Origin of the sequence: Aestuariivirga sp. (assembly GCF_041738905.1) — a bacterium.
In the GTDB taxonomy this organism is placed as follows: Bacteria; Pseudomonadota; Alphaproteobacteria; order Rhizobiales; family Aestuariivirgaceae; genus Aestuariivirga.
Map to the genome: position 1 here is coordinate 41,963 of NZ_JBGSOZ010000084.1, position 25,813 is coordinate 67,775.

25 protein-coding genes are annotated in these 25,813 nt (G+C 62.3%); 8 read left to right on the forward strand and 17 right to left on the reverse strand.

Going from position 1 to position 25,813, the window contains the following annotated elements; genetic code table 11:
* Window positions 1–11: 11 nt before the first annotated feature.
* The 8 genes from ACEW8Q_RS07310 to ACEW8Q_RS07345 all read right to left on the reverse strand — a co-directional run bounded on the left by ACEW8Q_RS07310 (window position 12) and on the right by ACEW8Q_RS07345 (window position 7,951).
* Window positions 12–1,151 (reverse strand): branched-chain amino acid ABC transporter substrate-binding protein, encoded by a 1,140-nt coding sequence (locus ACEW8Q_RS07310; RefSeq protein WP_373503396.1) that lies wholly within the window; start codon window positions 1,149–1,151, stop codon window positions 12–14.
* Between the two features lie 104 nt (window positions 1,152–1,255).
* The gene (locus ACEW8Q_RS07315) at window positions 1,256–2,371 is read right to left on the reverse strand and encodes a branched-chain amino acid ABC transporter substrate-binding protein (RefSeq protein WP_373503397.1); all 1,116 of its coding nucleotides are present in this window, start codon (window positions 2,369–2,371) and stop codon (window positions 1,256–1,258) included.
* 92 nt (window positions 2,372–2,463) lie between these two features.
* Window positions 2,464–3,579, reverse strand: coding sequence for a branched-chain amino acid ABC transporter substrate-binding protein (locus ACEW8Q_RS07320; protein WP_373503398.1), 1,116 nt, complete (start codon window positions 3,577–3,579; stop codon window positions 2,464–2,466).
* A 118-nt stretch (window positions 3,580–3,697) separates the two neighbouring features.
* Window positions 3,698–4,039, reverse strand: a complete 342-nt coding sequence (locus tag ACEW8Q_RS07325) for a DUF6867 family protein (protein ID WP_373503399.1) — start codon at window positions 4,037–4,039, stop codon at window positions 3,698–3,700.
* A gap of 3 nt (window positions 4,040–4,042) precedes the next feature.
* Window positions 4,043–4,765 (reverse strand): ABC transporter ATP-binding protein, encoded by a 723-nt coding sequence (locus ACEW8Q_RS07330; RefSeq protein ID WP_373503400.1) that lies wholly within the window; start codon window positions 4,763–4,765, stop codon window positions 4,043–4,045.
* Complete coding sequence (locus ACEW8Q_RS07335) at window positions 4,762–5,628, reverse strand: ABC transporter ATP-binding protein (RefSeq protein ID WP_373503401.1); 867 nt, start codon at window positions 5,626–5,628, stop codon at window positions 4,762–4,764. The genes ACEW8Q_RS07330 and ACEW8Q_RS07335 overlap by 4 nt, the downstream gene beginning before the upstream one ends.
* Complete coding sequence (livM, locus tag ACEW8Q_RS07340; protein WP_373503402.1) at window positions 5,628–7,013, reverse strand: high-affinity branched-chain amino acid ABC transporter permease LivM; 1,386 nt, start codon at window positions 7,011–7,013, stop codon at window positions 5,628–5,630. The genes ACEW8Q_RS07335 and livM overlap by 1 nt, the downstream gene beginning before the upstream one ends.
* A gap of 2 nt (window positions 7,014–7,015) precedes the next feature.
* On the reverse strand, window positions 7,016–7,951 hold the full coding sequence (locus ACEW8Q_RS07345; RefSeq protein ID WP_373503403.1) for a branched-chain amino acid ABC transporter permease LivH: 936 nt from the start codon (window positions 7,949–7,951) through the stop codon (window positions 7,016–7,018).
* Window positions 7,952–8,141: 190 nt separating this feature from the next.
* Between ACEW8Q_RS07345 and ACEW8Q_RS07350 the strand changes: the two genes are divergently transcribed.
* Genes ACEW8Q_RS07350 through ACEW8Q_RS07360 form a run of 3 tightly spaced genes read left to right on the forward strand, consistent with a single transcriptional unit; the run spans window position 8,142 to window position 13,026 of the window.
* A complete protein-coding gene (locus ACEW8Q_RS07350) occupies window positions 8,142–8,678 on the forward strand; it encodes a PadR family transcriptional regulator (RefSeq protein ID WP_373503404.1) in 537 nt (178 codons plus the stop codon).
* A 17-nt stretch (window positions 8,679–8,695) separates the two neighbouring features.
* Window positions 8,696–9,841: an efflux RND transporter periplasmic adaptor subunit gene (locus ACEW8Q_RS07355; protein WP_373503405.1), complete on the forward strand. Its 1,146-nt coding sequence runs from the start codon at window positions 8,696–8,698 to the stop codon at window positions 9,839–9,841.
* Window positions 9,842–9,852: 11 nt separating this feature from the next.
* Window positions 9,853–13,026, forward strand: a complete 3,174-nt coding sequence (locus ACEW8Q_RS07360) for an efflux RND transporter permease subunit (protein WP_373503406.1) — start codon at window positions 9,853–9,855, stop codon at window positions 13,024–13,026.
* 43 nt (window positions 13,027–13,069) lie between these two features.
* Here the strand turns inward: ACEW8Q_RS07360 and ACEW8Q_RS07365 are convergent, their stop codons facing one another.
* The 3 genes from ACEW8Q_RS07365 to ACEW8Q_RS07375 form a co-directional block, all read right to left on the reverse strand.
* Entirely contained in the window at window positions 13,070–13,639 is a 570-nt protein-coding gene (locus tag ACEW8Q_RS07365; RefSeq protein WP_373503407.1) for a NapC/NirT family cytochrome c, read from the reverse strand.
* A gap of 138 nt (window positions 13,640–13,777) precedes the next feature.
* Window positions 13,778–14,497 (reverse strand): cytochrome c, encoded by a 720-nt coding sequence (locus ACEW8Q_RS07370; RefSeq protein WP_373503408.1) that lies wholly within the window; start codon window positions 14,495–14,497, stop codon window positions 13,778–13,780.
* 156 nt (window positions 14,498–14,653) lie between these two features.
* Window positions 14,654–15,865, reverse strand: coding sequence for a pyridoxal phosphate-dependent aminotransferase (locus ACEW8Q_RS07375; RefSeq protein WP_373503409.1), 1,212 nt, complete (start codon window positions 15,863–15,865; stop codon window positions 14,654–14,656).
* 62 nt (window positions 15,866–15,927) lie between these two features.
* Between ACEW8Q_RS07375 and ACEW8Q_RS07380 the strand changes: the two genes are divergently transcribed.
* Window positions 15,928–16,287 (forward strand): hypothetical protein, encoded by a 360-nt coding sequence (locus ACEW8Q_RS07380; protein ID WP_373503410.1) that lies wholly within the window; start codon window positions 15,928–15,930, stop codon window positions 16,285–16,287.
* A 48-nt stretch (window positions 16,288–16,335) separates the two neighbouring features.
* Here the strand turns inward: ACEW8Q_RS07380 and ACEW8Q_RS07385 are convergent, their stop codons facing one another.
* Window positions 16,336–16,869 carry a GNAT family N-acetyltransferase gene (locus ACEW8Q_RS07385; RefSeq protein ID WP_373503411.1) on the reverse strand — a complete coding sequence of 178 codons (534 nt, stop codon included), beginning with the start codon at window positions 16,867–16,869 and terminating at the stop codon, window positions 16,336–16,338.
* Window positions 16,866–18,173: an NAD(P)/FAD-dependent oxidoreductase gene (locus ACEW8Q_RS07390; RefSeq protein ID WP_373503412.1), complete on the reverse strand. Its 1,308-nt coding sequence runs from the start codon at window positions 18,171–18,173 to the stop codon at window positions 16,866–16,868. Before ACEW8Q_RS07390 ends, ACEW8Q_RS07385 begins: the two co-directional genes overlap by 4 nt.
* A gap of 152 nt (window positions 18,174–18,325) precedes the next feature.
* On the opposite strand from ACEW8Q_RS07390, the gene ACEW8Q_RS07395 reads away from it, so the two are divergent.
* The 3 genes from ACEW8Q_RS07395 to ACEW8Q_RS07405 all read left to right on the forward strand — a co-directional run bounded on the left by ACEW8Q_RS07395 (window position 18,326) and on the right by ACEW8Q_RS07405 (window position 20,912).
* On the forward strand, window positions 18,326–18,877 hold the full coding sequence (locus tag ACEW8Q_RS07395) for an SRPBCC family protein (protein ID WP_373503413.1): 552 nt from the start codon (window positions 18,326–18,328) through the stop codon (window positions 18,875–18,877).
* A gap of 89 nt (window positions 18,878–18,966) precedes the next feature.
* The gene (locus ACEW8Q_RS07400; RefSeq protein ID WP_373503414.1) at window positions 18,967–19,758 is read left to right on the forward strand and encodes an oxidoreductase; all 792 of its coding nucleotides are present in this window, start codon (window positions 18,967–18,969) and stop codon (window positions 19,756–19,758) included.
* Complete coding sequence (locus ACEW8Q_RS07405) at window positions 19,755–20,912, forward strand: MFS transporter (RefSeq protein WP_373503415.1); 1,158 nt, start codon at window positions 19,755–19,757, stop codon at window positions 20,910–20,912. Before ACEW8Q_RS07400 ends, ACEW8Q_RS07405 begins: the two co-directional genes overlap by 4 nt.
* Here the strand turns inward: ACEW8Q_RS07405 and gcvA are convergent.
* A complete protein-coding gene (gcvA, locus tag ACEW8Q_RS07410) occupies window positions 20,881–21,798 on the reverse strand; it encodes a transcriptional regulator GcvA (RefSeq protein WP_373503416.1) in 918 nt (305 codons plus the stop codon). The two genes, ACEW8Q_RS07405 and gcvA, sit on opposite strands and share 32 nt — an antisense overlap.
* A 117-nt stretch (window positions 21,799–21,915) precedes the next feature.
* On the opposite strand from gcvA, the gene ACEW8Q_RS07415 reads away from it, so the two are divergent.
* Window positions 21,916–22,095: a hypothetical protein gene (locus ACEW8Q_RS07415; RefSeq protein WP_373503417.1), complete on the forward strand. Its 180-nt coding sequence runs from the start codon at window positions 21,916–21,918 to the stop codon at window positions 22,093–22,095.
* A gap of 45 nt (window positions 22,096–22,140) precedes the next feature.
* On the opposite strand, the gene ACEW8Q_RS07420 is transcribed toward ACEW8Q_RS07415, so the two are convergent.
* Genes ACEW8Q_RS07420 through ACEW8Q_RS07430 form a run of 3 tightly spaced genes read right to left on the reverse strand, consistent with a single transcriptional unit; the run spans window position 22,141 to window position 25,738 of the window.
* The gene (locus ACEW8Q_RS07420) at window positions 22,141–22,914 is read right to left on the reverse strand and encodes an SDR family NAD(P)-dependent oxidoreductase (protein WP_373503418.1); all 774 of its coding nucleotides are present in this window, start codon (window positions 22,912–22,914) and stop codon (window positions 22,141–22,143) included.
* A 5-nt stretch (window positions 22,915–22,919) separates the two neighbouring features.
* A complete protein-coding gene (locus ACEW8Q_RS07425; RefSeq protein WP_373503419.1) occupies window positions 22,920–23,702 on the reverse strand; it encodes a carnitinyl-CoA dehydratase in 783 nt (260 codons plus the stop codon).
* A complete protein-coding gene (locus tag ACEW8Q_RS07430) occupies window positions 23,699–25,738 on the reverse strand; it encodes an acetate--CoA ligase family protein (RefSeq protein WP_373503420.1) in 2,040 nt (679 codons plus the stop codon). Before ACEW8Q_RS07430 ends, ACEW8Q_RS07425 begins: the two co-directional genes overlap by 4 nt.
* Between the last annotated feature and the right edge of the window lie 75 nt (window positions 25,739–25,813).

Consider the following 25,813-nt stretch of genomic DNA (forward strand, 5'->3'; position numbering starts at 1 on the left):
AAATGCTCCGGTTAGGGTGTCGTATCGAGAAGCGGCGGCTCGAGCGTTGCCGGGTCGACCTCGACATAGCGGCCGTCGATCCATCTGAACCAGGCAAACCTGGGATCGATGAGATCGCCTTTGGGATCGAATCGCACTTCTCCGGTTACGGTGTTCACGCGGTTGCCGGAACGCAGCCACTCTGCGATCTTGGCGCTGTCGGTGCCACCGGTCGCTTCGGCCGCCGCGACCCAGGCCTGGACGGCGGCATAGGCATGGAGCGTGAAACCTTCCGGATTGAACTCTGCCTGCCTGAACTTCTCGACCGCCGATCGGGCGGCCGGGAACTTGCGGGCGTCATAGGTGAAGGTCATCAGGGTGCCTTCGCCCGCTTCCTTCGCCACATTCCAGAAATCGTCGGTCACTAGCTGGTCGCCCGAGATGATTTGCGCGCTGGAGCCCACATCGCGCAGTTCGCGCACGATGAAGCCGCCCTCGACATAGGAGCCAGCCAGATAGACGACCTCGGCGCCAGCGGTGCGCAGCCGCTCGGCCAGTGCTGAATAGTCCTTGGACCCCGGCTTGTAGGTGTCGTCAACGATAGGTGCCGTGCCCTTGACCGCCAGCGCGGCACGGAAGCGCTGAGCAAGAGCCTTCGCTGCGGGTGACTGGTCATTCAGGATGGCGATGGGTTTGCCGGGAAACTTCGCCAGCACAAGGGCTGCGGCGGCATCGCCCTGAGCGTCGTCGCGTGGGGCGATGCGGAGTACGTTCCAGCCGCCCTCGTCGGTGAGTTTCGGATGGGTGGAGGCCGGGCTGATCTGCACGATCCCGGCCTTCTGATAGACTTTGGATGCGGGGATGGAAGAGCCGGAGCAATAGTGCCCGATCACCGCCTTCACGCCCGCGGAGACGAATCCCGTTGCCGCATCGACCGCCTTGCGCGGGTCGCAGCCATCGTCGGAAAATTGAACCGCGAGCCGTTCGCCGCGAAGGCCGCCGGTGGCATTGATGTCGTCAACCGCCATCTGGACGCCGCGCTTCAACTGCTCGCCAAGTGCTGCATTGGGGCCCGAGAAAGGGCCAGCCGCTCCGATTAGGATATCGGCCATGACAGGTTGGGCTGTCAGCAGCAGGGCCGCAAGGGCAAGGGTCAGTCGGGCAGGGGTCATCGTCGGGCCTTCATTCGCCGCCAGTATCGGGTCTTCCCGCCCAGCGCGCAACAAAAGACCCGCGCTTTCGCATGCGCGGGCCCATGATAGCCGAAGCTGTCAGATCACTTGATCGACGGATCTTCGAAGTAGGTGCCGTCCTTGAACGTGTACCAGACGTAGACCGGATCGGTGAGGTCGCCCTTGGCGTCGAGGGTGATTTCGCCCAGCACGGTGGTGGTCTTGTTGCCCGCGCGGAGCCACTCGGCGATCTTCTTGGAATCGGTCGAGCTCGTGGCTGCTGCTGCCTGCTGGTACATCTGGAAGGCAGCGTAGGTGTAGAGCGTGTAGCCTTCCGGATCATAGCCGGACGCCTTGAACTCTTCGACGATTGCCTTGGCCGACGGAATGTTCCGGGGCTCGGGCGCGAATGTGAAGATGAGGTTCTCGGCGGCCTTGCCGGCGATGGTCCAGAGCTCGGCCGAGTTCATCGCGTCGCCCGACAGCATCTTGGCGTTCAGGCCCTGTTCGCCCATCTGCTTCAGCACGAGGCCGGCTTCCGGGTGATAGCCGCCGAAGTAGACGGCTTCGACGCCCGCATCCTTCATCTTGGAGACGAGGGCGGAATAGTCCTTTTCGCCCGCGTTGATCGACTCGCTAAGCACTTCCGTGAGGCCGGCGGCGGCCATCGCCTTGCGGGTCTCGTCGGCGAGGCCCTTGCCGTAGGCCGACTTGTCGTCGACGATCGCCACTTTCTTGCCGGCATAGTTCTTGGCGAGGAAAGCGCCGGCGACGCGGCCCTGCGCATCGTCACGGCCGCAGACGCGTGCGACGTTCCAGCCGCCTTCATCCGTCAGCTTCGGGTTGGTGGAAGCCGGGGAAATCATCAGGATTCCCTCTTCCTCGTAAACCTTGGAAGCGGGGATCGATGAGCCCGAGCAGAGGTGGCCTGCCACGAACTTGACGCCCTTGGAAGCCATCTGGTTGGCGACGTTCACGGCCTGCTTCGGATCGCAGGCATCGTCACCGATCTCGAGAACCATCATCTCGCCGTTGATGCCGCCCGCCGCGTTGATGTCGGCGACCGCCTTCTTGGCGCCCTGGCTGTATTGTTCGCCGAGTGCGGCGAGCTGGCCCGAGATGGGGCCAACGGTCGAAACCGTGATATCCGCCAGCGCCGAGGTGGCGCTGAGCATTGCTGCGAAACCGATTGCTAGCCCCGAGAGTGCAAATTTCTTCATTCTGTAGTCTCCGTCCCTGTTGATTTTGTTTTCGTTGTCTTGTTGGGAACATGCCTGCCCCATGAGAGCAGGCATGCTGTGTTTCAAAGGTCTTACTTGATCGAGGGATCCTCGAAATACTTGCCGTCCTTGAATGTGTACCAAACGTAGATCGGATTGACGAGGTCGCCCTTGCTGTCGAGGGTGATGTCGCCCAGCACGGTCTGTGTGGTGTTGCCGGCGCGCAGCCATTCGGAAATCTTCTGGCTGTCCGTCGTCTTGGTCGCTTCTGCCGCCTGCTTGTACATCTGGAAGGCGGCATAGGCGTAAAGCGTGTAGCCTTCGGGATCGTATCCGCTGGCCTTGAACTCATCGACCACCTTCTTGGCGGTCTCGAAGTTGCGGGGCTCGGGCGCGAAGGTGAAGATCAGGTTCTCTGCGGCCTTGCCGGCGATGGTCCAGAGTTCAGCGGCATTCATCGCATCTTCCGACACCATGCGCGCGTTGAGGCCCTGTTCGACCATCTGCTTCAGGATTAGGCCGGCTTCGGGATGATAGCCGCCGAAGTAGATCGCATCGACGCCGGCATCCTTCATCTTCGAGACGAGAGCGGAATAGTCCTTCTCGCCGGCATTGATGGATTCGTTCAGAACTTCCGTGAGGCCGGCGGCATTCATGGCCTTGCGGGTTTCATCCGCAACGCCCTTGCCGTAGGCCGACTTGTCGTCGACGATCGCCACTTTCTTGCCTGCATAGGACTTGGCCAGGAAAGCGCCGGCGACCTTGCCCTGTGCATCGTCGCGTCCGCAAACGCGGGCCACGTTCCAGCCGCCTTCTTCCGTGAACTTCGGATTGGTCGAGGACGGCGTGATCTGCAGGACGCCTTCTTCCTCATAGACCTTGGAGGCCGGGATCGAGGAGCCCGAGCAGAAATGGCCGGCGACGAACTTCACGCCCTTGGAGGCGAGCTGGTTGGCAACGTTCACGGCCTGCTTCGGGTCACAGGCGTCGTCGCCCATCTCGAGCACGAGCTTCTCGCCATTGATGCCGCCAGCCGCGTTGATGTCAGCAACGGCCTTGGTGGCACCCTGCCGCAATTGTTCGCCATAGGCTGCGAGCTGGCCGGTCAAAGGTCCGGCCATGCCGACAGTGATGTCGGCAAGCGCGGTCGACGCGCTGAGCGCGGCCGCAAATCCGAGCGCTACGCCCGACAGGATCAGCTTCTTCATTGATTCAACTCCCTTGGTGAAACCATTTGTTTTCTTGAGGATTGCCGCCCCATGCGGTCATATTTGCCCAAACGCGGAGCCATGGAAAGAGGGAAACCGCGTTCCGGGAAGCGAGGTATCAGGCTTTTGCGCGCCACGACAGGGGCCCTGCCTTTTCGTAAAGCCAGGGATACTGGTTGGCCATCTTCTTCGCCAGCGTCATGCGATACCCGAGGAAGGCACCGATCACCAGGACGACAAAGTCCGTCAACAGATAATGCAGCGACGTAAGGTTGGCTTCGAACAGCGCGAAGTGCAGGAAGCGCAGGCCGAGCGCCAGCGGAACCATGGCCAGCAGGGGCATCCAGATCGGGCGCCACTTCATGGCCATGCCACGGCCCGCCATGAAGGCGGCACCGCCGCCTCCGATGACGGTCATGATGATGAAAATCCAGAGATTGTCTTCGACGAAGAGCGACATGGATCAGTGTCCTCCTTCAAGGTAAGCCGCCCGTACCTCGGGCTTCGACAGAAGTTCCTTGCCGGTGCCCGACATGGTGATACGGCCGTTGACCATAACATATCCGCGGTGGGCGAGTTTCAGGGCGTGGAAGGCGTTCTGCTCCACGAGGAAAACGGTCAGTCCCTCGGTGCGGTTCAGTTCCTTGATCGCCTCGAAGATCTGCTTCACGATCAGCGGGGCGAGGCCCAGCGACGGCTCGTCCAGCAGGAGCAGGCGCGGCCTCGACATCAATGCGCGGGCGATCGCCAGCATCTGCTGTTCGCCGCCTGACAGCGTGCCGCCGCGCTGGCCTTGCCGCTTCTCCAGAATGGGGAACATCTTGAAGGCGCGCGCGAGGTCTTCCTGATAGTACTTCGGATCGCTCACTGTGGCGCCCATCTGGAGGTTTTCCAGAACGGTCATGCGCGGGAAGATGCGGCGGCCTTCGGGCGACTGGGAAATGCCCATCTGCGCGATCTTGTGGACCGGCATCTGGGTGATGTCCTTGCCATTGAAGGCAATCGTTCCGGTGCGGGCGCGGGGCGTGCCGCAGACGGTCATCATCAGCGTCGACTTGCCCGCGCCATTGGAGCCGATGAGGGTGACGATCTCCCCATCGTTCACATCCATGTCGATGCCCTTGAGGGCCTGAATCTTGCCGTAGAAGGTCTGGACGCCACGGACGGCGAGGAGAGGCTGGCTCATGACTGGCCTCCCAGCGCTTCGGCAACCGCGACGGCGGCCACCTCGTCTTCTTCCTCGTCCTCGACACCGAGATAAGCGCGGATGACGGCGGGATCGGATTTCACATGGGTGGGATCGCCATCGGAGATCTTCTGGCCGTAATCAAGCACCACGATATGGTCGGAGATGCCCATGACGACGCTCATGTCGTGCTCGATCAGGAGGATCGAAATGTCGCCCTCGGACCGGATGGCGCGCAACAGCTTGTTCAATTCCTCGGATTCGCGTGGGTTGAGGCCGGCGGCAGGTTCATCAAGGCAGAGCAGGCGCGGCTCGGTGCACATGGCGCGGGCGATTTCGAGACGGCGCTGGTCACCATAGGGCAGGTCGCCCGCGGGGTCGTCGGCGCGGTCGATCAGGCGCACTTTTTCAAGCCACGCCTTCGCAAGTTCAATCGCCGCCTTCTCGGTCCTGCGGAAATGGCCGCTGCCGAAGATGCCGCCCACCGTGTAGCCCGAGGCGACCATCAGCTTGTTGTGCTGGGCCACCATCAGGTTTTCCAGGACGGTCATGCCGGAGAACAGGCGAATGTTCTGGAAGGTGCGTGCCACCTTTGCGTTCTGGGCGATCTTGTAATCGTCCATCTGTTCGAGGAGGAATTCCGTTCCATCGCCGTGCTTCAAGGCAATGCGTCCCTCGGTCGGCTTGTAGAATCCGGTGATGCAGTTGAAGACGGTCGTCTTGCCAGCACCATTGGGGCCGATCAGCGCGGTGATCTGGTTCGGGTAGGCGTCGAAGGAGAGGTCCGACACGGCGGTCAGTCCGCCAAACCGCATCGTCACGTGCTCGACCGAGAGCACCGGGTTTGTCGCAGCGCTTGTCATCAGCCGTGACCCTCCTTCACGAGGTCACCGGAGACGGACTTGCGCTCCTTCAGGAACACGGTCGGTTGCCGCCGTGTGACGAAGCCTCGCGGCCTGAAGCGCATCATCAGCACCATGGCGAGACCGACGGCGAGCATGCGGAAGTGCACGGGGTCGGTGCCCTCGGGGAGCACGGCCTGCAGGAAGTTCAGTTCACGGAACAGTTCGAATGATCCCATGATGGCAATCGCAGCGAAGACGATGCCGATCTGCGAGCCCAGCCCGCCCAGAACGACGATGGCAAGGATGATGGCCGATTCGATGAACACGAAGCTTTCCGGGCTGACGAAGCCCTGGCGGGCCGCGAAGAACGAACCCGCGAAGCCACCGAACATGGCGCCGATGGCGAAGGCCGTGAGCTTGGTGTTGGTGGTATTGATACCGAGGGAGCGGCAGGCGATTTCATCCTCGCGCAGTGCCTCCCAGGCCCGCCCGATCGGCAGGCGGCGCAACCGGTTGGTGACGAAATAGGTCAGCAGCGCCAGCGCCAGGATCACGTAGTAGAGGAAGATGTAATAGTAGATACGGTTGTGCTCGATGCCGAAGAAGGCCGCGAAACCATTCTCGCCAGCCACGAAGGGCAGGCCAAAGAAGGTCGCCTTCGGAACGGTGATGCCCTGCGGGCCGTTGGTGAAGTCGAACCAGTTGATGAGCACGAGGCGGATGATTTCACCGAAGGCCAATGTGACGATGGCGAGGTAGTCTCCTCGCAACCTCAGCACGGGGAAGCCGAGAATGACCCCCCACAAGGCTGCGAGCAGGCCCGCCAGCGGCAGCGTGATATAGAAGGCCCAGGGCACGATGCCGTCGCCGAACCAGTAGGGGAAATAGACGGTGGAGAGGAGCGCGTAGGCATAGGCGCCGACTGCATAGAAGGCGACGTAGCCGAGGTCGAGGAGGCCGGCGAGACCCACCACGATGTTGAGGCCCCAGGCCAGCATGATGTAGGTAAGGATGTAGATGGCGAGGTCGATGGTGCGGCGATCGGCGCCCGAAATGACCGGGAGCAGGATGGCGAGGGCCACCAGGACCGGGAAGACCCATGGCCCGATGGTGTCCGCGATGCTGGCGCGGGCAGGGCCGGCCTTTGCCGGTGGGGCGGCTGGCGCTCGGTTCCACACGAAGACGTGCATGAGGAGCCGGACGGCGAGGACTACAGCCAGGATGATGGCGACAGTGCCCCAGCGCGACTGCAGCACCAGGGAATACTGTGTGATCACCGACTTGTAGGCGACCATCGGCACCAGCAGCAGCAGGCAGACGATGGCGGTGCCAATCAGGTCGCGGGTAATTGCCGCGTAGTCGAGCGGACGGGCCTTGGAGGCAGAGAGGTCTTGCGATGTCATGCTCAGACCTTCTCGACTTCAGGTTTGCCCAGCAGCCCCTGGGGCAGGAAGATCAGGACCACGACCAGCACCGTGAAGGCGGCGACATCCTTGTACTCGACAGTGAAATAGGCTGACCACATGGTTTCGATGAGGCCGATCACCAGGCCGCCCAGCATGGCGCCCGGCAGCGAGCCGATGCCGCCCAGCACCGCCGCCGTGAAGGCCTTGATGCCGGCGAGGAAGCCCACGAAGAAATCGGTGACGCCGTAGTAGAGGAAGAACATGAGGCCGGCGAAGGCCGCGAGGGCCGCACCCAGGATGAATGTGATCGAAATCGTGCGGTCGACATCGATGCCCAGAAGGGCTGCCATCTTCTGGTCCTGCTCGCAGGCGCGCTGAGCGCGGCCGAGCGAGGTCTTCTGGATGAGGAGGGTGAAGACGGCCATGATGATGAGCGTCGAGACGATGATCAGGATCTGCATGTTGGTGAGGCGGACGATGAACTCACCGGAAGCAGTTGCCCTCTCCATCAGTTCGTAGCCGCCCGTGACAATGGGCTGCACCGGCTTCGGCCGGCCCTCCTGGTTCACGCGGACGAATTCCTGCAGCACGATCGACATGCCGATGGCGGAAATCAGCGGTGCCAGGCGGAACGAGCCGCGCAATGGTTTGTAGGCGAGGCGCTCGATCGTCCAGTTGTAGGCCGAGGCCACGACCATGGCGATGGCCGCCACGAGGATGAGCGAGAAGAGTATCACCAATACGCCGCTGCCGCCCGTGAGACCCATTCCGAGCACGACCAGAAAGGCCGCGACGGAACCAACCATGAACACATCGCCATGGGCGAAGTTGATCATACCGATGATGCCGTAGACCATCGTGTAGCCGATGGCGATGAGCCCATAAATGGACCCCAAGGTCAGACCATTAATCAGCTGCTGGAGAAAATACTCCATGAGCCCCCCTGTGTTTCTCTTTGTCTGGCGCACATTTCGGCTGCCGTTAAGCCTTCATAAACAGATCATTTTTCGAACACAAGCGCGGGAGTGGACAAGTCCGTGGCAGATCAGGCCTTGAAGCCTATGCCAGTCCGATATATATCGGCCCGGCATCTATCGGACCGCCATATATCGGACCAGCATTTACATGAACGTCAGAACGCTTTGCCTTGGCGTGCTCTCTACCGGAGAGGCGTCGGGCTACGAGATCAAGAAGGACATCGAGGAGGGGCTGTTCAGCCACTTCATCGAGGCGAGTTTCGGCTCGATCTACCCGGCGCTCACGCAACTGGCTGGCGAAGGGCTGGTCACGGTCCGGGCCGAGGAACAGTCGGGCAAGCCCGACAAGAAGGTTTATGCGATCACGGAAGCAGGGCGCGTGGCCCTGGCGAAGTCGATTGCGGTGACGCCGGCGCGCGATAAGTACAAGTCCGAGTTTCTGTTTCAGATGCTGCTGCAGCAATATATCAACCGCGACGTGATGATTGCGGCCGTGGACAAGCAGCTGGCTGACCTGAACCAGGATCTGGCGCGTATCGCGGAATGCAGGTGTTCGGAGCAGCCCCATGCGGGTGCGCGCTTCGTGGCGGACTACGGCGAGGCAGTGCTGACAGCAGCTGTCAACGTCCTGAAAGAAAAGAAGGCTGAACTGCTGCGCCCGGCGACGGCGCAGGCGGCCGAGTAAGACTGGGAACGAAGCACATGATACGGCGCATACTCTATCTCCTTTTGGTCACTGTCCTCCTCGGCGGACTGGGCGGGGCCATTGCTTTCTATGCCTTCGACTTCAAGCCGAAGATGATCGCAGGGATCATCATGAATTCGCCGCGCCCGCCGGAAACGGTTTCGGCGGAGCCGGCACGCACGGATTCATGGCAGCCGCAGATTGCCGGCATCGGCACGCTGACGGCCTTTCAGGGCATCGACGTGACGCCCCAGGTGGGGGGCATCGTCAAGGAACTCAACTTCGAGTCCGGGCAGGATGTCAGCAAGGGCACGCTGCTGGTGAAGCTCGACACCGCGACCGAGGAAGCTGACATTCGCAGCATCCAGGCCGAACAGGCCAACAACGACAAGGAACTGAAGCGCCGCGAGGCGCTGGCCGACAAGGGCATCGTGGCGCGCACCGAGCTCGACACGCTCAAGACCCGCGAGCGCGTGCTGCAGGCAACGCTTGACCGCCGCCGCGCGGAAGTGGCCCAGAAGTTCATCTACGCACCATGGGATGGACGCGTGGGCATCAAGGACATCGCGCTCGGCAGCTATCTGGCGCCCGGCCAGAAGATCGTGTGGCTGCAGAAGATCGATCCTATCTTTGTCGATTTCACCGTGACCGAGGCCGACTATGGCCGGATCAGCATGGGCCAGAAGATCACCGCGAGCTTCAACGCCTATCCGGGCGAGAGCTTCGCTGGCAAGATCGTGACGACCGACGCGCGGGTCTCCGACTCGAGCCGCATGATCACGGTCCGGGCAGAAATCGCCAATGCGGACAAGAAACTTGTGCCGGGCATGTATGCCAATGTGCTGGTCGATTCCGGTGAGCCGCAGCAGGTCGTTACGGTTCCGCAAACGGCCGTGACGTTCTCGCTCTATGGCGACAATGTGCTGGTGGCGGCGCTTGCCAAGGAGCAGCCCAAGGAAGAGGGCGCTGCTCCTGTCTATGACATCGAGCGCCGCTTCGTGAAGACGGGGTCCGTGCGCGACGGCAGAATCTCGATCGAGAACGGGCTGAAGCCCGGCGACCAGGTCGTCACCGCAGGCCAGAACAAGATCGATCAGGGCAGCAAGGTGGTGATCGATAATTCGATCGCCATGAAGCTCCAGGATACGAGCACCATACAATAAGGACCGGCCCGATGCATTTCACAGACATCTTCGTGAAGCGCCCGGTCCTTGCGACCGTGGTCAGCCTTCTCATCTTGCTCGCCGGCATCCAGGCCGTGCTGCAACTGCCAATTCGTCAGTTCCCGGAGGTGTCAGACACCAAGATCGAGATCACGACGGTTTATCCCGGCGCCAACGCCGACCAGATCAAGGGCTTCATCACCACGCCGCTGCAGCAGGCGGTGGCCTCGACTGAGGGCGTGGACATCATCGAGTCCAAGTCCTCGCAGAACATCTCCACCATCACGCTGAAGCTCAGGCTCGACGCCGATGCCGACCGCGCGCTGGCCGACGTGCTCTCCAAGGTCAACGAAGTGAAGGGCGTGCTCCCCGAGGAAGCCAATGATCCGGTCGTGAAGCGCACCACGGGTGCCGGCTTCGCGCTGATGTACATCAGTTTCAAGAGCGAGCAGATGAGTTCGCCGCAGATCTCGGATTACCTCGACCGCGTGGTGAGGCCGAAGCTGCAGGCGATTTCAGGCGTGGCTGCAGCCGATATTCTTGGCGGCTCGACCTTCGCCATGCGGATATGGCTCGATCCCGACAAGATGGCGTCGCTTGGCATCACGCCGCTCGACGTGCGCCAGGCGCTCGCCGCCAACAACTTCACCACTGCCGCGGGAGAGATCAAGGCCGACTTCACGCAGAAGAACATCAACGCCCAGACATCGCTCGAAACGCCGGAGCAGTTCGGCCAGCTTGTCGTCGCCACGCGCGGCGACACGGTGATCCGGCTGGGGCAGGTGGCGCAGATCGATCTCGGGCCTGAGAACTATGGCTCGACTTCCGCCTTCGACGGCCTCAAGGCCGTGTTCATGGGCGTGCAGACCACGCCCGATGCTAACCCGCTCACCGTCATCGCGAGCGTCCGCGACGCCATGCCGGAAATCCAGCGCATGTTGCCATCGGGCCTTGAAGCGAACATCGCCTATGACGCGACCGAGTTCATCAATGCCTCGATCGAGGAAGTTGGCAAGACGCTGCTCGAGGCGGGCGCCATCGTCATCGTCGTCATCTTCCTGTTCCTCGGCAACATCCGCTCGACCATCATTCCGGTCGTCACCATTCCGCTGTCGCTCATCGGCGTGGCGCTGGTGCTCGTGGCTTTCGGCTATTCCATCAACCTTCTGACGCTGCTAGCGTTGGTGCTGGCCATCGGTCTCGTGGTCGATGACGCCATCGTCGTCGTAGAGAACATTCACCGTCACATCGAAGAGGGCATGCAACCGTTCGACGCCGCCATCAAGGGCGCGCGGGAAATCACCGGTCCCGTCATCGCCATGACGGTCACGCTGGCGGCGGTCTATGCGCCGATCGGTTTCACGGCGGGCCTCACAGGCGCGCTGTTCCGCGAATTCGCGTTCACGCTGGCGGGTGCCGTCATCGTGTCAGGCGTGATCGCGCTCACGCTATCTCCGATGATGACGTCGAAGATGCTGAAGCCGCACGCGAAGCTCTCGTGGTTCGGCCGCCTCGTCGAGCGCGTCTTCGGCGGGCTGCAGCGCTTCTACCGGCGGAGGCTTGACGGCACGATCAAGCAACGCGCGGTATTTGCCTGGATTGCTGTGCTCACCATCGGCTTGTCTGCTGTTCTCTACAACGCGATCAACCGCGAGCTTGCACCGGCTGAGGACCAGGGCGTTCTCTTCGCCTTCGTCAACGCGCCGGAGCACACCAACCTCGACTACCTGACGACCTATACCGACGATCTGACGGAAACCTTCCTCAAGATTCCTGAGAAGCAGAACCTCTTCGCCATCAACGGGTTTCCCAATTCCCACTCGGCGTTCATGGGGCTGATCCTGAAGCCGTGGGGCGAGCGCGGACGCTCCGACCTGTCAGTGATGGGCGAGTTGCAGCCGAAGTTCAAGGCTGTCTCGGGCGTCAACATCTTCGCGACCGCGCCCTCCGCCATTCCGGTGGGCGCTGGCGATCTGCCGATCGAGTTCGTGCTTACCTATCCGGGTGACTACACGCGGCTGGCTGAAGTGCTGGACACGCTGAAGAACGAGGCGATGAAGAGCGGGCTCTTCATCTTCACCAACGCCGACCTCCGCTTCCAGACCCCGCAGGTTGAACTGATCGTCGACAAGGACCGCGCCAACAAGCTGGGCGTGACCATGCAGGACGTGGGCGCAACGCTCGCCACATTGCTGGGCGGCAATAACGTCAACCGCTTCACTGTGCAGGGTCGCAGCTATCAGGTGATCCCGCAGGTGCCGCGCACCGAACGCGAGTCGATCGACCAGATCATGAAGTACAAAGTGCGTGCCACTGATGGCACCATGGTGCCGCTCTCCGCCTTCACGACGGTGAGCCAGTCGGTGCAGCCCAACGGGCTTGCGACGTTCCAGCAGTTGAACTCAGCCATGCTGCAGGGTGTGCCGTTCCCCGGCCGCACCATCGGCGAGGGCATCGCCTTCCTGCAACAGAAGGCCGACGAGATCATGCCGCAGGGCATGGCCTATGACTTCAAGGGCGAGAGCCGGCAGTTCGTGAAGGAAGGCAACACGCTGGCCGTCACCTTCGCCATCGCGCTGCTCTTGATCTATCTCGTTCTCGCAGCACAGTTCGAAAGCTTCCGCGATCCGTTCATCATCCTGATCGGCCTACCTGCAACGGTGTTCGGCGCGCTCTTTGTGCTGTTCATCCTGGGTGAGGTGAACGGCGCGATGCAGAACAATCCGCCGATCAACTTAGGCTCCGGCACGATCAACATCTATACGCAGATCGGCCTCGTGACCCTGATCGGCCTCATCGCCAAGCACGGCATCCTGATGGTGGAGTTCGCCAACAAGCTGCAGGAGACGATGGGCTATGACAAGAACACGGCCATCAAGGAAGCTGCCGCCACGCGTCTCCGTCCCATCCTGATGACGACCGCCGCCATGGTGATCGGCGTCGTGCCGCTGCTGATCGCGGATGGCGCTGGCGCCAGGAGCCGCTTCGACATCGGCGTCGTCATCGCGGCGGGCATGACCATCGGCACGATGTTCACGCTGTTCATCACGCCGGCGATCTATTCCTACGTCGCCCGCGACCGCCGCCACATGCATGACCTCGAGAACGCGTCGGACGTTCTCGATCATGCAGTCGTGGCGGCCCCGGCGAACGATGTGACGCCCATGCCCAAGGCGGCGGAGTGACGACAGGCAAATGAACGTGTTGGGGGCCGCAGCGATGCGGCCCTCAGTCGTCTCTGGGGGGCAACTTGTGAGCGATGCCCTTGTGGCAGTCGATACAGGTTTCTCCCGTCTTCATCGCTTCCTGCATCTTCTCCGAAGCGCGCGCGGTCTGCTTGTGGAAGGCCATGCTCTCGAAGCTGTGGCAGTTCCGGCATTCCCTTGAGTCCGTGGCCTTCATGGCGGTCCAGACGCGGGCTGCGAGCTCCGGGCGTTTGGCCTCGAATTTTTCGAGTGTGTCGATGGTGCCTGCGAGATGGTGGTAGAGTTCGCCTGTCGCCTGGATCTTGCGGATGACCTTGTGGGTCCAGTCCTTCGGGACGTGGCAATCAGAGCAGATGGCGCGCACGCCCGACGCGTTGCTGAAATGAACCGACTTCTTGTATTCCTCATAGACTGTGCTCTGCATCTCGTGACAGGAAATGCAGAACTCCAGGGTGTTGGTTTTCTCCATCGCCGTGTTGAGGCCGCCCCAGAAGATGATGCCGCCGAGACCGCCGACGACGAGAAGCGCTCCGAGACTCCAGGAGGCGGAGGGGCGCCAGAACCAGCCCCAGAGACGGCGCAGAAGAGACATGATGGTGAACTCCGTTGAGTGATGCGGGCGCGGTCAGCACCGGGCACGCGCCGTGATGGCCTTGACGCCAGACCCGGTGAGGTCTGGCGTTCAGCTTTCCTGATGTGCAGATCGATGAGGCCGAACCATTGCCCCCATTTACTCGGCTGGAAGCGTTCCCAGGTAGGCGAGAACGTTGGCCGAGATCTGATGGTCGATCGCGCGCAAAGCGGGCATCACTTCGCCCGGCTGGCCATTCAGGATCTTGTGCATGACCTCCCATGGGTTGGAGGTAAGCGAACCCAGGGGAGGCATTCCTGTGGGAAGTTTCCCCTCCGCTCCATGGCAACCGATGCAAGCTGTGACAAAGACCTGCTTTCCAGCTTCCGCGTCACCTGTCGACTTCTTGTCGGCAATGTATTTTGACCAGTCGATCCGGCCATAGACGACGAAGTTGGCCAGATCATTCAGATCTTGCTCTGCCAGCTTGTCGCCATAGCCATGGGCATCGGCCTTGAGAAGTGCGACCACCGCGGCCGGGTCGCCGCCTTTCATCCCGTTGATGCCCTTGATTCCCGACGCATGGCTCCCCGTGGCGTAGGCGCCATCTGCACCCAGACCGTCCCAGCCATGGCATTCCTTGCAGCGCCAGTTGCTGGCTGCATCTTCGGCATATTTCTTGTTGCTGGCGGGGTAGAGCTTATGAGATTCCTTGGGGGCGTCGACCTTCAAGACCTTGTACCACTTGTCATAAAGCTTGCCGCCCCGGGCGATGGACCCCTGATCGGGTTCGGCAATCGCCGCCCCGGCCACGAACACACTCGCAATGGCGATCGAGACAAAGGCCCCGAACCGGGCCAGCCGTCCTAGATTGGGCATTTCGTTTCTCCTCAGTTCTCATTTTGTTAGCTGAGGCTTCATTCCCAATCGGCAGCTTGCAACTTGCGGAGGCGCTGCGTCAACCTGCATCTTTCCGGAATATTTTTCAGCGTACGGATGTTCGACAGGGTGATTGCCGTGCTGGATTCCGCAAGATCAGAGAAGCGAGGACAAGGCTTTCTGCAACCGCGCAATGGCCTTTTCGATCTCGGCTTCACTGCAGGCGAAGGAGAGGCGGATCGAGCCCGGCGCGCCGAAGGCTCCACCAGGAACGGTGGCGACGGCGTGTTCGTCGAGCAGCCAGTCGCAGAGGCGGTCAGTCGTATCCATGACATGATTGCCGGCCTTCTTGCCGAGAAGGGCGGACACATCGGGGAAGGCGTAGAAGGTGGCCGGAATGTCGCCGATCTTCATGCCCGGAATGGCGCGCAGCCCGTTCAACACCATGTCGCGGCGGGCCAGATAACGCAGGCGCATGCGCTCCACTTCATCACGCGGGCCTTCGAGTGCGGCGACTGCGGCGCGCTGCACGAACTGGTTTGCGCCCGCCGACAATATGCCCTGCATGCGGCCCATTGCCTTGGCGATCGGTTCCACCGCAGCGGCATAACCCAGCCGCCAGCCGGTCATGGCGAAGCCCTTGGAGAAGCCGTTGACCGTGATGGTGCGCTCGCGCATGCCGGGGAGAGTGCCGATCGAGACCATTTGGCCGCCGAAGAGGATATATTCGTAGATCTCGTCCGAGAGCACCATCATGCGCGGGTGTGCGAGAATGATTTTCGCAATCTCTTCGAGTTCGGCCTTCGTCCACACGGCTCCTGTCGGATTCGATGGCGTGTTGAGAATCAGCAGCTTGGTACGGGGCGTCACCGCCTCCGCAATGCGGCGGGCCGGGACCTTGTAGTCTTCCTCGACGCTGGCATGGAGCACCACCGGCGTGCCGCCTGCAAAGCGCACGCCGATTTCATAGGACACCCAGAAGGGCGCCAGCATGATGACCTCGTCGCCCTTGTCGATGATCGACAGCACGGCATTGGCAATCGCCTGCTTGGCGCCGTTGGCGACGCAGATTTCATTGGGGCCGTAGTCGAGGGCGTTCTCGGTTTTCAACTTCTTCGACAGGGCAGTCCGCAATTCAGGAATGCCCATGACGGGGGAGTAATGCGTGAAACCCGCCTTCATGGCGGCGGTGGCGGCGGCCTGGATATTGTCGGGCGTGTCGAAATCGGGCTCACCCACCGTGAGGCTGACGACGTCGACGCCCCGGCCACGCATGTCGCGGGCCTTCTGGGCCATGCGGACGATCGGGCCTTCGTCGGCGGACTGGGTGCGGGGAACGAGAAGGGAGGCTGGATCGAAATCTGTCATGATGCCGCCTCTATACGTCGCAATGCTTGCCCGGTCGAGACTTGGAAGGCATAAGGCGCGGAATGAACACCACATTGAATCGCTTCGCGCTGCTGGCCGTCATCGGGCTCGCTCTTGCGGCCTGCAAGTCCGGATCCGACGTGCGGATCACCAATGACAAGCCGGAGGCGGTGCAATGGCCGCCGCGCTCGGAGCCGATCTTCTACAATGGCAAGACCTACCGGCTGGACTTCAGCCCGCGCGGCAGCGGCGTCTATGACATGGCGGTTTCGGGCATGAGTTCCGGCCAGAAGAAGGATGCGATAGCTGTGGCCACCTCGTCGCTCGGCTATTTCGCCTGTCCCGATGGCCAGAAGGGCCGGCTGCAGAACGAGGCCGCCTATTCAGGCTCGAAGTGGCGGATGCAGGCCAAGTGCGGCTGACCAAGTGCGGTTAGAGCCCCGGGCTGGTTTTTTTCGTCTGCACCGCCACTACGGATTCGACCGCAGCCGCGCATAGACCACATCGTCCGCCCATTCGCCCTTGAACCATTCGCTCTGCCGGAAATGGGCTTCCTTCACGAAGCCCGCCTTTTCAAGCACGCGGCATGATGCGGCGTTGCGCGGGTCGGCGGAGGCGGTGATGCGGTGGAGGGGGAAGGCCGCGAACATGTAGTCCACCAGCCCGCCAACAGCTTCGGTGGCGAGGCCCCGGTTCCACCCGTCTCGCGCGATGGTGTAGCCGATCTGGGCAAGCCGCGGTTCGTGTTCCATGATCCGGATTCCGCAATCGCCCACGAAACGGCCCGTCGCCTTGTCCTCGAGGGCCACCTGATACCAGCCCGGACAGCCGGGATGGAGGCGGGCCAGGTCTTCCAGAAAGGCGCGTCCTTCGGCTTCCGAATAGCTCTCCCATGACTGGTAGCGGGCCACCTCCGGGTCGTTTCGCATGGCGACGAATGCTTCGATATCTCTTGGCAGGAAGCGGCGGGCGACCAGGCGGCGCGTCTCAAAGAGAGTGTTCATCCGAAGCGGCGGTCGATCCAGTCCCGCGTGCGGAAGTAGCGGCCGATCCATGGCAGGAACCAGGTCGAGCCGTTGTACATCGCATGATCGGGGAACTCCGGGCGGTCGAAGGCGCACACCCGGTTGACCTTGCCAGCGATCTTGCGCGCCGTCTGGTGGCCGAGATAGCTCATCATGGCGACGCCCGAGCCGTTGCAGCCCAGCGCATAATGCATGTTCTGGAGCTTGCCCATGTGCGGCACCTCGTCGAGCGTGAAGGCGACGTTGCCGGTCCAGGCATGGGTGATCCGAGTTCCCTTCAATTGCGGGAAGCGGTCGAGCATGAAGCCGTGGAGGATGGGAGCCGTCTCGACGGGATCGGTGTGGCCGAACTTGGCGCGTCCGCCGAAGATCAGGCGCTTGCCGTCCGGCGACATGCGATAATAGGTCAGCACGCGGCGGGTATCGGCGATCGAACGGTTCTTCGGACTGATCGAGGCGGCAATTGCCGGATCGAGTTCCTCGGTGGCGATGATGTAGGAGCCGACGGGCACCACGCGGCGCTTCAGTTCTGGCGTCACGTCGCCCGTGTAGCCGTTGGTGGCGATGATGACGTCCCCGGCCTCGATCGTGCCACGGGGCGTTTCCACCTGCCAGCCGGAACCTGATTGCGTGAGCTTGGTTACCGGCGTCTTCGAGGCAATGGGGATGTTCCGCGTCTGGCAAAGGTCGAGCAGTCCCTTGAAGAACAGCGCCGGATGGAGATGACCAGCGCGGCCCACGACCATGCCTCCACGATAATAGTCGGAGCCGATTTCCTCGCGCTGGCGTTCCGGCGTCACGATATAGGCCTCGGAGCGGGCGGCACGGTTCAGCATGTCGACTTTCTTGACCATGCCGTCGTAATGGCTCTTGCACCATGCGCCGAGAAAGTATCCGGTGCGTGTCCAGCCACAGTCTATCTTCTCGCGCGCAATGAGGTTTTCGACATGGCTGAAAGCGTCGGCAGCGTCGGCGAGATAGGGCGCTGCCTCGTCTTCCTCCATGGCCTTCGCCATGTATCGCTTGCCGACGTTGACGCCGCCCGACACCATGCCGCCGTTGCGGGACGAACCGCCAAAACCCGGCTCGTTGGCATCGAGCACGATGCAATCGATGCCTTCGCGGTAAAGTTCGAGCGCGGCGTTGAGACCCGCATAGCCCGCGCCCACGATAGCTACGCGAACGTTTTTCGGGAGCGCAATCTCGGGCAGTGGCGTCGGTTGGTGGGCCTCCCACCAGAAGGGACGGGGCTTGAAGTCGGCGGTAAACAGCGATGCACTCATGATGGGAGTCAGATTGCGCGATCCGTCGTCCCGAAACAAGCGTGACGGGAGCAGGGGAGCCACGACCATGCCGTATGGAGGCCTTCTCCTTATGCGTTGCGACAAGTCTCCAAGGCGCTAGAATTGACCACGAGTTCAGAGAGGACGGCGGCATGGCGAAATCGATCATCAAGGGAATCGTGCTGATTCTGATCGTGGCGGTGGTGACGCTGGTGGGCGGCGCCTATCTGCTGCCACCTGAGGCGAGGGTCAGCCGGGCAAAGGTGATCAATGCTTCACCTGAGCAGATATTCGCCATCGCGGGCAATCTCAGGCGCTTCAATGAATGGTCGCCCTGGGCGTCGCTCGATCCTGAGACGGTTTATCGTTTCGAGGGTCCGGACCAGGGCGGCGTGGGCCAGAAGATGAGTTGGGCCTCGAACGATCCCAATGTCGGAAAGGGAACGCAGACCATCACCGAACTGGTGCCTAACCAGAAGATCGTCACAGATGTTGATTTTGGAGAGATGGGCCAGTCCCTTTCGACGATGACACTTCAACCGGCGGATGGCGGCACGCTGGTGACCTGGGACTTTCAGGCCAAGCTGGACGGCGTAATGAACCGATGGATGGGCCTCATGTTTGATCGGTTGATCGGTGGCGACTACGAAAAGGGCCTCTCCAACCTTGAGTCAGTCGTCGAGAAGGAGGCCGCGGGCGACTGACCGCAGCCCTGCTTGCCGCTCATGGCAAGGGGGCTTGGAGGTGCGACCGCGAGCCAATAGAAGGTTCTCCGCACTTCGGGGAGAATTTCATGGCGGACGGCAGGATTGCGCTCATTACGGGCGGGGCGCAGGGCATCGGTTTTGCAACGGCAAAGCGGTTCCTTGAACTGGGCTTCGGCGGCGTCATGCTGCTCGACCGCAACGGCGCAAAGCTGAGGGAGAGTGCCGAAAAGCTCAAGAGCCTCGGTCGCGTCGAGGTTCTGGAGGGCGACCTGATGGACGTGACGCTGTCTGCCCGCGCTATCGGGGCCACGGTTTCAGCCTTCGGCCAGCTTGATGTGCTGGTGAATGCCGCCGGCAATACAGAGCGGTGCGGCCTTGATGATACGACGCCTGAAGCCTACGAGCGGCTGTTCGGCGTCAACGTGCGGGCAGCGCTCTTCATGATGCAGGAGGCGGTGAAGGTGATGCGGCTGGCTCGGTCCGGCACCATCATCAACGTTTCGTCCATGCTGGCCCATGGCGGCCCGCCCAACCTTGCCACCTATTCGGCTTCCAAGGCCGCGCTCAACACGCTCACGCGCTCGGTCGCCAATACGGTCAAGCGCGAGGGCATCCGCGCCTTCGCCATCAATCTGGGCTGGGTTCACACCGACGGCGAACAGGCCCTGCAGACGTCGTTTCATGGCATGCCGGTGAACTGGGCCGACGAGATCGGGCGGCGGATGCCATCGGGCCGTCTTATCGTGCCCGACGATGTGGCAGGGCTGATGGCCTATCTCATATCGCCGTCGGGGCGGATGATGACGGGTGCCATCATCGACTATGAGCAGGTGCCAACCGGCGTATTCGAAGCGCATCCCGCGCTGGCGCCGGAATGACTCCCAGCGAGCGGACGCCGCTTCTCCTCCTCACGCTCTCCATCGCTGCGGTCGGCATTCAGGCGCTGATGCTGTCGCCGTTGCTGACGGATATCGCCAGCGGTCTTGGAACGGGGCCAAAGGAAGTTGGCTTCGCCGCCGCTGCCTATGGCGTTGGCGTGGCCTCGGCGGCCTTGATTGCGGCTCCGCAGCTTGGTCACTGGCCAAAGCGCGGCGCCATCCGCATCGCCTTCGCGGTGCTGGCGGTTTCGCTGTTCCTCTGCGGCTTCGCATGGGACTGGCGCGTGGTGGCCGCCGCGCAACTTGTCGCCGGGCTCGCATCCGGTGTTATCATTCCGGCGACCTATGCGCTGACTGGAGACATCGCTCCTCCCGAGCGGCGCTCTCAGGACATGGGAAAGGTCCTGTTCGGCTGGTCCGTGGCGATGGTGGGCGGCGTGCCGCTGGCTGCCATTCTATCCGGCCTGTTGGGCTGGCGCGGCACCTTCATGGCAGTCGGCGCCGTCGCTGCCGCCATGACGCTGGCGGGCGCATTGCTGCCAAGGGTGGAAAGCCATGGCGATGGCGAGCGTGTGCGTTATGGCGACGTGCTGCGGCTCCCCGGAGCCTGGACCGGCTATCTCTCGACCTTCGCCTACATGATCGGCTTCTACCAGACCTACACGTTCATCGGCGACCATGTGCGGCAGCTGCACGGGGCGGGCGCATGGCTCGGCGGCACCATCTCGCTCAGCTACGGTCTGGGTTTCGGCTTCGGCGTCGTCTTCGACAAGTGGATCGACCGCAAGGGGCCGGCCAACGTGCTGCCCCTGGGGCTGGTGCTGGTGGGCTTCAACTATGTGATCCTGCCCTTCATGGCGGAGACCATCATGACAGTGGCGCTCTATCCCTTTGTCTGGGGCCTCGCCAACCACTTCTGCATGACGGCGCTGGTCTCATACATGGGCTCCCTCTCGCCCCGGATGCGCGGCACGGTGATGGGCCTGTTCTCGTTCACCACCTATGTTTCGCTTGGCACGGCGGGGGCGATCTATGGGCCGGTCTATGATGCGCATGGATTCTTCGCTGTGTCGTTCGCCTCGGCGGCGACGGTCGCGGCGGCGACGGTCGCGGCGGCGGCTCTCATGGCTGGCTGGCGGCTGCTTCAGAAATGATCCAGTCGCGGAAGGCCCTTGTCATGGGCCGGTCGGACGTATCCCGGCGCGTGATGAGGTAATAGGCGAATTGTGCGGGGCTCCGGAGCGCCAGCTCGAAGGGCTTGACGAGGCGCCCCTCCGCCAGATCGTCCTTCACCAGCGTCGAATCGCCCAGAGCCACGCCATGGCCGTCGATGGCGGCCTGAAGCGCCAATGAGGTCTGGCTGAAGTGAAGGCCGCGCGAATCGTTGAAGTCCTTGATGCCGGCCGCCAGCATCCACATGCGCCAGTTGGGCCAGACGGCACCCTGCGCCTCGTATTCGAGGTGGATCAAGGTGAACTGGAGAAGGTCACGCGGTTCCTTCAGCGGCTTCCGGCCGATCAGGATTTCAGGGCTGCAGACCGGAAACAGCGTATCGTGGAAGAGCTTCTCCACAACGAGGCCGGGATAATTGCCTTCTCCAAACCGGATCGCCACGTCCACGTCCTCGCGGTCGAAGTCGAGCGGGGCGGCGGAGACGTCGATCCGGACATCGGCTCCCGGCATCGATTCGAGGAACCTGTCGAGGCGGGGCACCAGCCATTTGGCGGCGATCGAGGGCGAGGCGGTGACCCGCACCTGCATCGGGTTATCGGCCTGGCGGATGCGCTGGAGGGCGTGGGAGAGGCCGTCAATGGCATCGGATACCGCAGGCTTGAGGATCTGCCCCTGCCGCGTCAACTGCATGTGGCGGCTGGTGCGCTGAAAGAGCGGGACACCCACGGATTCCTCCAGTTCCTTGATCTGATGGCTCACCGCAGCAGGCGTGACGTTCAGTTCCTGCGCCGCACGGGTGAAGTTCAGGTGGCGGCAGGCGGCGTCAAAGGCCTTCAGGGACTGCAGGCCCGGAATGTGGCGCAACATGTGCGATCCTCAAATTACTCTTGAAGATTAACATAGAACTCGTCGTTTGTGGAAGCCTTCAGCAAGGCGTATCTTAGCTTCAGTTCAATTGTTAACAAAAAAGAAAGATTGAAGATCATGTCCCGCCACACCGCAACCGCCACGTCGCCCGTCAGCCTGTGGGCCGATGTTGAAAGCGCCGTGCGCCGGACGCTGACCGCGCTTGCCGCCTCGGCGCAGCAGGTTCCCTCGTTTGAGGAACTCGAAAGCGAGCAGGCCCGCATCCGCCAGAGCAGCCGCCACTGGCTGCTCGGCTGAACGTCCTCTCCGACTGAGGCCCTGGTGTAAAACCCGGGGCTTTTTTTATGGGCTGGTGCGCGGATGGCCCGCCGTGGTGCCGCCGTCGATCTGAAGTGCTGAGCCAGTCATGAAGCGGGCGTGGTCCGACGCCAGATAGAGAATGGCCGACGCGATTTCCTGAGGCTCGGCGATGCGCCTCAGCGGAGCCGAGTTGGCGAGTGCCGCCTCAGTCGTGGCGGGATCATCGGAGGCGTCGATCACGTCGCGGCGGACCATGTCGGTATCGACATAGCCGGGACAGACGCAATTGACGCGAATGCCGGGTGCGAGTTCCAGCGCTAGGGCGCGCGTGAGGTTCACGACGCCGCCCTTCGACGCGCAATAGACCGCGAGGCCCACTTCGCCGATAAGGCCTGCGTCAGACGCGAGGTTGACGACATTGCCCTTCGAGGCGCGAAGATGCGGCAGGGCGGCCTGCGTGCAGAAGAAGGTGCCCTTGAGATTGATGTCCAGCGCCTGATCCCAGTCTTCTTCGGTGACCTCCTCCATCGGACCGCCATTGGCTATCCCGGCGCAATTCACCAGAACGTCGAGGCCGCCCAGTTCGGCAATGGCGGCCGCCACGATCTTCCGGCAGTCGCCGGCCTTGGCCACATCGCCCGGCGCGGGCACGGCTTCCGTGCTGAGTGTGGCGAGCGCCTTGAGAGTCGAGGCTTCCGTTCGTCCGTTCACCGCCACGCGTGCGCCTGCATCGAGAAAGGCCTCGACGGCAGCACGTCCGATGCCGCGCGTGCCGCCGGTGACGAGGATGCGCTTGGCGGTGAAATCGAAGGTCATGAGGCTTAGCGCCCCTTCCACTGGGGTTTGCGTTTCTCGGCGAAGGCTTTCGCACCTTCGAGCTGATCCTCGCTCGAATAGAGAAGATCGACGGTCTTCAGCTTGCGCTTGGTCACCATGTCGAAGGCCTGCTGCACGGGCAGGTGCGCGGTGTCGCGGGTGATCTCCTTGATCGCGGCGAAGACCAGCGGAGGCCCGTCTGCCAGCTGGTCGGCGACTTCGCGGGCGCGGTCCATAAGCTTGTCCGCGGGAACGATCTCGTTGATGAGGCCCCAGTGCTTTGCTTCCTTTGCGTCGATGCGGCGGCCGGTGAACAGCATCTCCATGGCGACATGATAGGGGATGCGGCGCGGCAGCTTGATGGAGGCGGCATCGGCAACCGTGCCTGAATTGATTTCGGGGAGCGCAAAGGTCGCATGGTCCGCCGCGATAATGATGTCGCACGAGATCATGATCTCGAAGCCGCCGCCGAAGGCAAGGCCGTTCACCGCGCAGATGACGGGTTTGTTAAGGCCAGGCAATTCCTGCAATCCGCCGAAGCCGCCGACGCCATAGTCCGAGTCAGGAGCCTCGCCTTCCGCAGCCGCTTTCAAATCCCAGCCGGGGCAGAAGAATTTCTCGCCCGTGCCGGTGAGGATGGCGACGCGCAGCTCCGGGTCATCGCGGAAGGAGGCGAAGATGTCGCCCATGATGCGGCTCGTCGCGGCATCGATGGCATTGGCCTTGCCACGCTCGATGCGCACTTCCAGAACGCGGCCGCGGCGGGTGGTGTGAATGGGTCCGGTCATGTGGTCCTCATCTTGATCAGGGCATCGACGGCGACAGCGCCGTCGGGCAGAACGAGCAGGGGGTTCACGTCGAGTTCCTCCACGAGTCCGCGATGAGCATCAGCAAAAGCGGCGACGGCTTCCACGGCGCGAATGACCGCGTCCTTGTCACCCGACTTTCCCCGGAAGCCTTCGACCAGCTTCCAGACCTTCAGTGTCTTTAGCGCACGCTCGATCTCGGGCCGCGACGTGGGAAGGATAAGCGTCACCGAGTCTTTCAGCAACTCGGTGAGGATGCCGCCTGCGCCAACAACGAGTGCGGTTCCGTATTGCGGATCGGAGGTCAGGCCGATGATGAGTTCAGCGACGGCGCCCGTTACCATGCGTTCGACAAGAACGTCTATTGAGAGCTTCGCCATCCGCTGGGCGGCGGCTTCGACATCTGCTGCGGATTTGAGGTTCAGCGCCACACCACCTGCTTCGGTCTTGTGGGCGATGGCGGCGGAGGACACTTTCAGCGTTACGGGATAGCCGAGCTTTGCAGCCGCGGCGACGGCATCAGCAGCATTGCAGACAATGCCCTCGGGAACGCTGAGGCCGTGGCGCTTCAGGAGTTGCTTGGCATCGTGCTCGCTGAGGACACGCGCGTTGCCGCCCTTCACGGTGGGCGCCAGCATCTCCGGCAGAGCATCGGCGCGGGCCCAGTTGCGGCCGATGAAGGCGGCGGCTTCGAATGCCGTCAACGCATCGTCGAGCCCCATCATGGGCGCAACGCCGCTTGTGGAAAGTTCCGACGCAAGATCGAGCGGCATGCCTTCGGAGAGTGTGGCTACCACTGCGGCACGCGCTCCCGTCGCCTGCGAGGCGTTGACCAGTGCGCGGGCCGTCGTGGCCCAGGCGTCGGGCTTCATCTTGGGGTGGGTTGGCGTATCGAGGATCACCATGGCGACGTCGAAGCCGCCCTTCAGCACTTCAGTGAAAGTGGCTTTCAGCTTATCGGGCTGGTTCCAGATGAAGGTGTGGTAGTCGAGGGGGTTATCGATGGCGACATATTCGTTGAGCGTCGCTGCGACCTGCGGTTTCGTCTCGGCATTGAAGGGCGGGAAGCTCACCTTCTTTTCAAGCGCCATGTCGGCGACGAGCGCGGCCTCACCGCCGGAGCAGCTCATGGAGACGAGGCGCGAGTCGGCAATGGGACCGCCGTTGTGGAGGAACTTCAGCGTTTCCGCGAAAGCCGAGACCGACTTCATGCGGGCCACGCCATAGCGCTCGAAGAGCGCGTCATAAAGCGTGTCGGCTCCGGCGAGGGAAGATGTATGGCTCATCGCAACCTTGGCACCCTGTTCGGAGCGGCCAGTCTTCAACACCACGATGGGTACCTTGCGCTGGCGGGCGAGCGCCGCGGCACGCGCGAAGGCGGCGACATCGGGGAGACCTTCGACATGGAGGCCGATCGCCGAAATGCGCTTGTCGGCGGAAAGCGTCTCCACCATGTCATGCATGCCGACGTCGACCTGGTTGCCAATCGAGAAGACGGCAGCTACAGGCAGGCCCCGCATCAGCATGGTGAAGTTGCAGGCGATGTTGCCAGACTGCGTGATCAAGGCCACGCCGCGCTCGACAGGCTCCAACCCGGTCTCATCGGGCCAGAGCGCCGCGCGCGACAGCGTGTTGACGAAGCCATAGCAGTTTGGGCCCATCAGCGGCATGCCGCCGGCAGCTTTCAGGAGTTCGTCTTGAAGATCGGAATTGCCGGTTTCTGCAAAACCAGCCGCATAGATCACAGCGCCGCCACAGCCCTTGGCCCTCAGTGCACGGACGATCTCGATCGTGGGTTCGCGTTTCACTGCGACGAAGGCGGCATCAACGGGTTCCGGAATCTCGTCCGCCGACCTGAACGTGGGGATGCCGGACAGTTCCTCGCGCTTCGGGTGGACCGCATAAATCTTCCCGGTGAAGCCAAGTTCACGCGTGCGGTTGATCGCAACGGCACACTCGTTGCCGCCGATGAAGGCGATGGACTTCGGGTTGAGAAGGCGAGAGAGATCTTTGGTCATTCAGCTTTCGTTCCTGTCCCTCTCCCCTCGCGGGGAGGGTGTCATGCGAAGCATGACGGGTGAGGGGCCGGCATT

What these genes read in the sequence shown, in the direction of transcription:
- livM (WP_373503402.1), bottom strand. Translation starts at nt 7,013, where the DNA reads ATGACATCGCAAGACCTCTCTGCCTCCAAGGCCCGTCCGCTCGACTAC.
- ACEW8Q_RS07345 (WP_373503403.1), bottom strand. Translation starts at nt 7,951, where the DNA reads ATGGAGTATTTTCTCCAGCAGCTGATTAATGGTCTGACCTTGGGGTCC.
- ACEW8Q_RS07355 (WP_373503405.1), top strand. Translation starts at nt 8,696, where the DNA reads ATGATACGGCGCATACTCTATCTCCTTTTGGTCACTGTCCTCCTCGGC.
- ACEW8Q_RS07350 (WP_373503404.1), top strand. Translation starts at nt 8,142, where the DNA reads ATGAACGTCAGAACGCTTTGCCTTGGCGTGCTCTCTACCGGAGAGGCG.
- ACEW8Q_RS07325 (WP_373503399.1), bottom strand. Translation starts at nt 4,039, where the DNA reads ATGTCGCTCTTCGTCGAAGACAATCTCTGGATTTTCATCATCATGACC.
- ACEW8Q_RS07370 (WP_373503408.1), bottom strand. Translation starts at nt 14,497, where the DNA reads ATGCCCAATCTAGGACGGCTGGCCCGGTTCGGGGCCTTTGTCTCGATC.
- ACEW8Q_RS07365 (WP_373503407.1), bottom strand. Translation starts at nt 13,639, where the DNA reads ATGTCTCTTCTGCGCCGTCTCTGGGGCTGGTTCTGGCGCCCCTCCGCC.
- ACEW8Q_RS07390 (WP_373503412.1), bottom strand. Translation starts at nt 18,173, where the DNA reads ATGAGTGCATCGCTGTTTACCGCCGACTTCAAGCCCCGTCCCTTCTGG.
- gcvA (WP_373503416.1), bottom strand. Translation starts at nt 21,798, where the DNA reads ATGTTGCGCCACATTCCGGGCCTGCAGTCCCTGAAGGCCTTTGACGCC.
- ACEW8Q_RS07380 (WP_373503410.1), top strand. Translation starts at nt 15,928, where the DNA reads ATGAACACCACATTGAATCGCTTCGCGCTGCTGGCCGTCATCGGGCTC.
- ACEW8Q_RS07405 (WP_373503415.1), top strand. Translation starts at nt 19,755, where the DNA reads ATGACTCCCAGCGAGCGGACGCCGCTTCTCCTCCTCACGCTCTCCATC.
- ACEW8Q_RS07330 (WP_373503400.1), bottom strand. Translation starts at nt 4,765, where the DNA reads ATGAGCCAGCCTCTCCTCGCCGTCCGTGGCGTCCAGACCTTCTACGGC.
- ACEW8Q_RS07385 (WP_373503411.1), bottom strand. Translation starts at nt 16,869, where the DNA reads ATGAACACTCTCTTTGAGACGCGCCGCCTGGTCGCCCGCCGCTTCCTG.
- ACEW8Q_RS07360 (WP_373503406.1), top strand. Translation starts at nt 9,853, where the DNA reads ATGCATTTCACAGACATCTTCGTGAAGCGCCCGGTCCTTGCGACCGTG.
- ACEW8Q_RS07425 (WP_373503419.1), bottom strand. Translation starts at nt 23,702, where the DNA reads ATGACCGGACCCATTCACACCACCCGCCGCGGCCGCGTTCTGGAAGTG.
- ACEW8Q_RS07430 (WP_373503420.1), bottom strand. Translation starts at nt 25,738, where the DNA reads ATGACCAAAGATCTCTCTCGCCTTCTCAACCCGAAGTCCATCGCCTTC.
- ACEW8Q_RS07335 (WP_373503401.1), bottom strand. Translation starts at nt 5,628, where the DNA reads ATGACAAGCGCTGCGACAAACCCGGTGCTCTCGGTCGAGCACGTGACG.
- ACEW8Q_RS07320 (WP_373503398.1), bottom strand. Translation starts at nt 3,579, where the DNA reads ATGAAGAAGCTGATCCTGTCGGGCGTAGCGCTCGGATTTGCGGCCGCG.
- ACEW8Q_RS07375 (WP_373503409.1), bottom strand. Translation starts at nt 15,865, where the DNA reads ATGACAGATTTCGATCCAGCCTCCCTTCTCGTTCCCCGCACCCAGTCC.
- ACEW8Q_RS07420 (WP_373503418.1), bottom strand. Translation starts at nt 22,914, where the DNA reads ATGACCTTCGATTTCACCGCCAAGCGCATCCTCGTCACCGGCGGCACG.
- ACEW8Q_RS07415 (WP_373503417.1), top strand. Translation starts at nt 21,916, where the DNA reads ATGTCCCGCCACACCGCAACCGCCACGTCGCCCGTCAGCCTGTGGGCC.
- ACEW8Q_RS07310 (WP_373503396.1), bottom strand. Translation starts at nt 1,151, where the DNA reads ATGACCCCTGCCCGACTGACCCTTGCCCTTGCGGCCCTGCTGCTGACA.
- ACEW8Q_RS07400 (WP_373503414.1), top strand. Translation starts at nt 18,967, where the DNA reads ATGGCGGACGGCAGGATTGCGCTCATTACGGGCGGGGCGCAGGGCATC.
- ACEW8Q_RS07315 (WP_373503397.1), bottom strand. Translation starts at nt 2,371, where the DNA reads ATGAAGAAATTTGCACTCTCGGGGCTAGCAATCGGTTTCGCAGCAATG.
- ACEW8Q_RS07395 (WP_373503413.1), top strand. Translation starts at nt 18,326, where the DNA reads ATGGCGAAATCGATCATCAAGGGAATCGTGCTGATTCTGATCGTGGCG.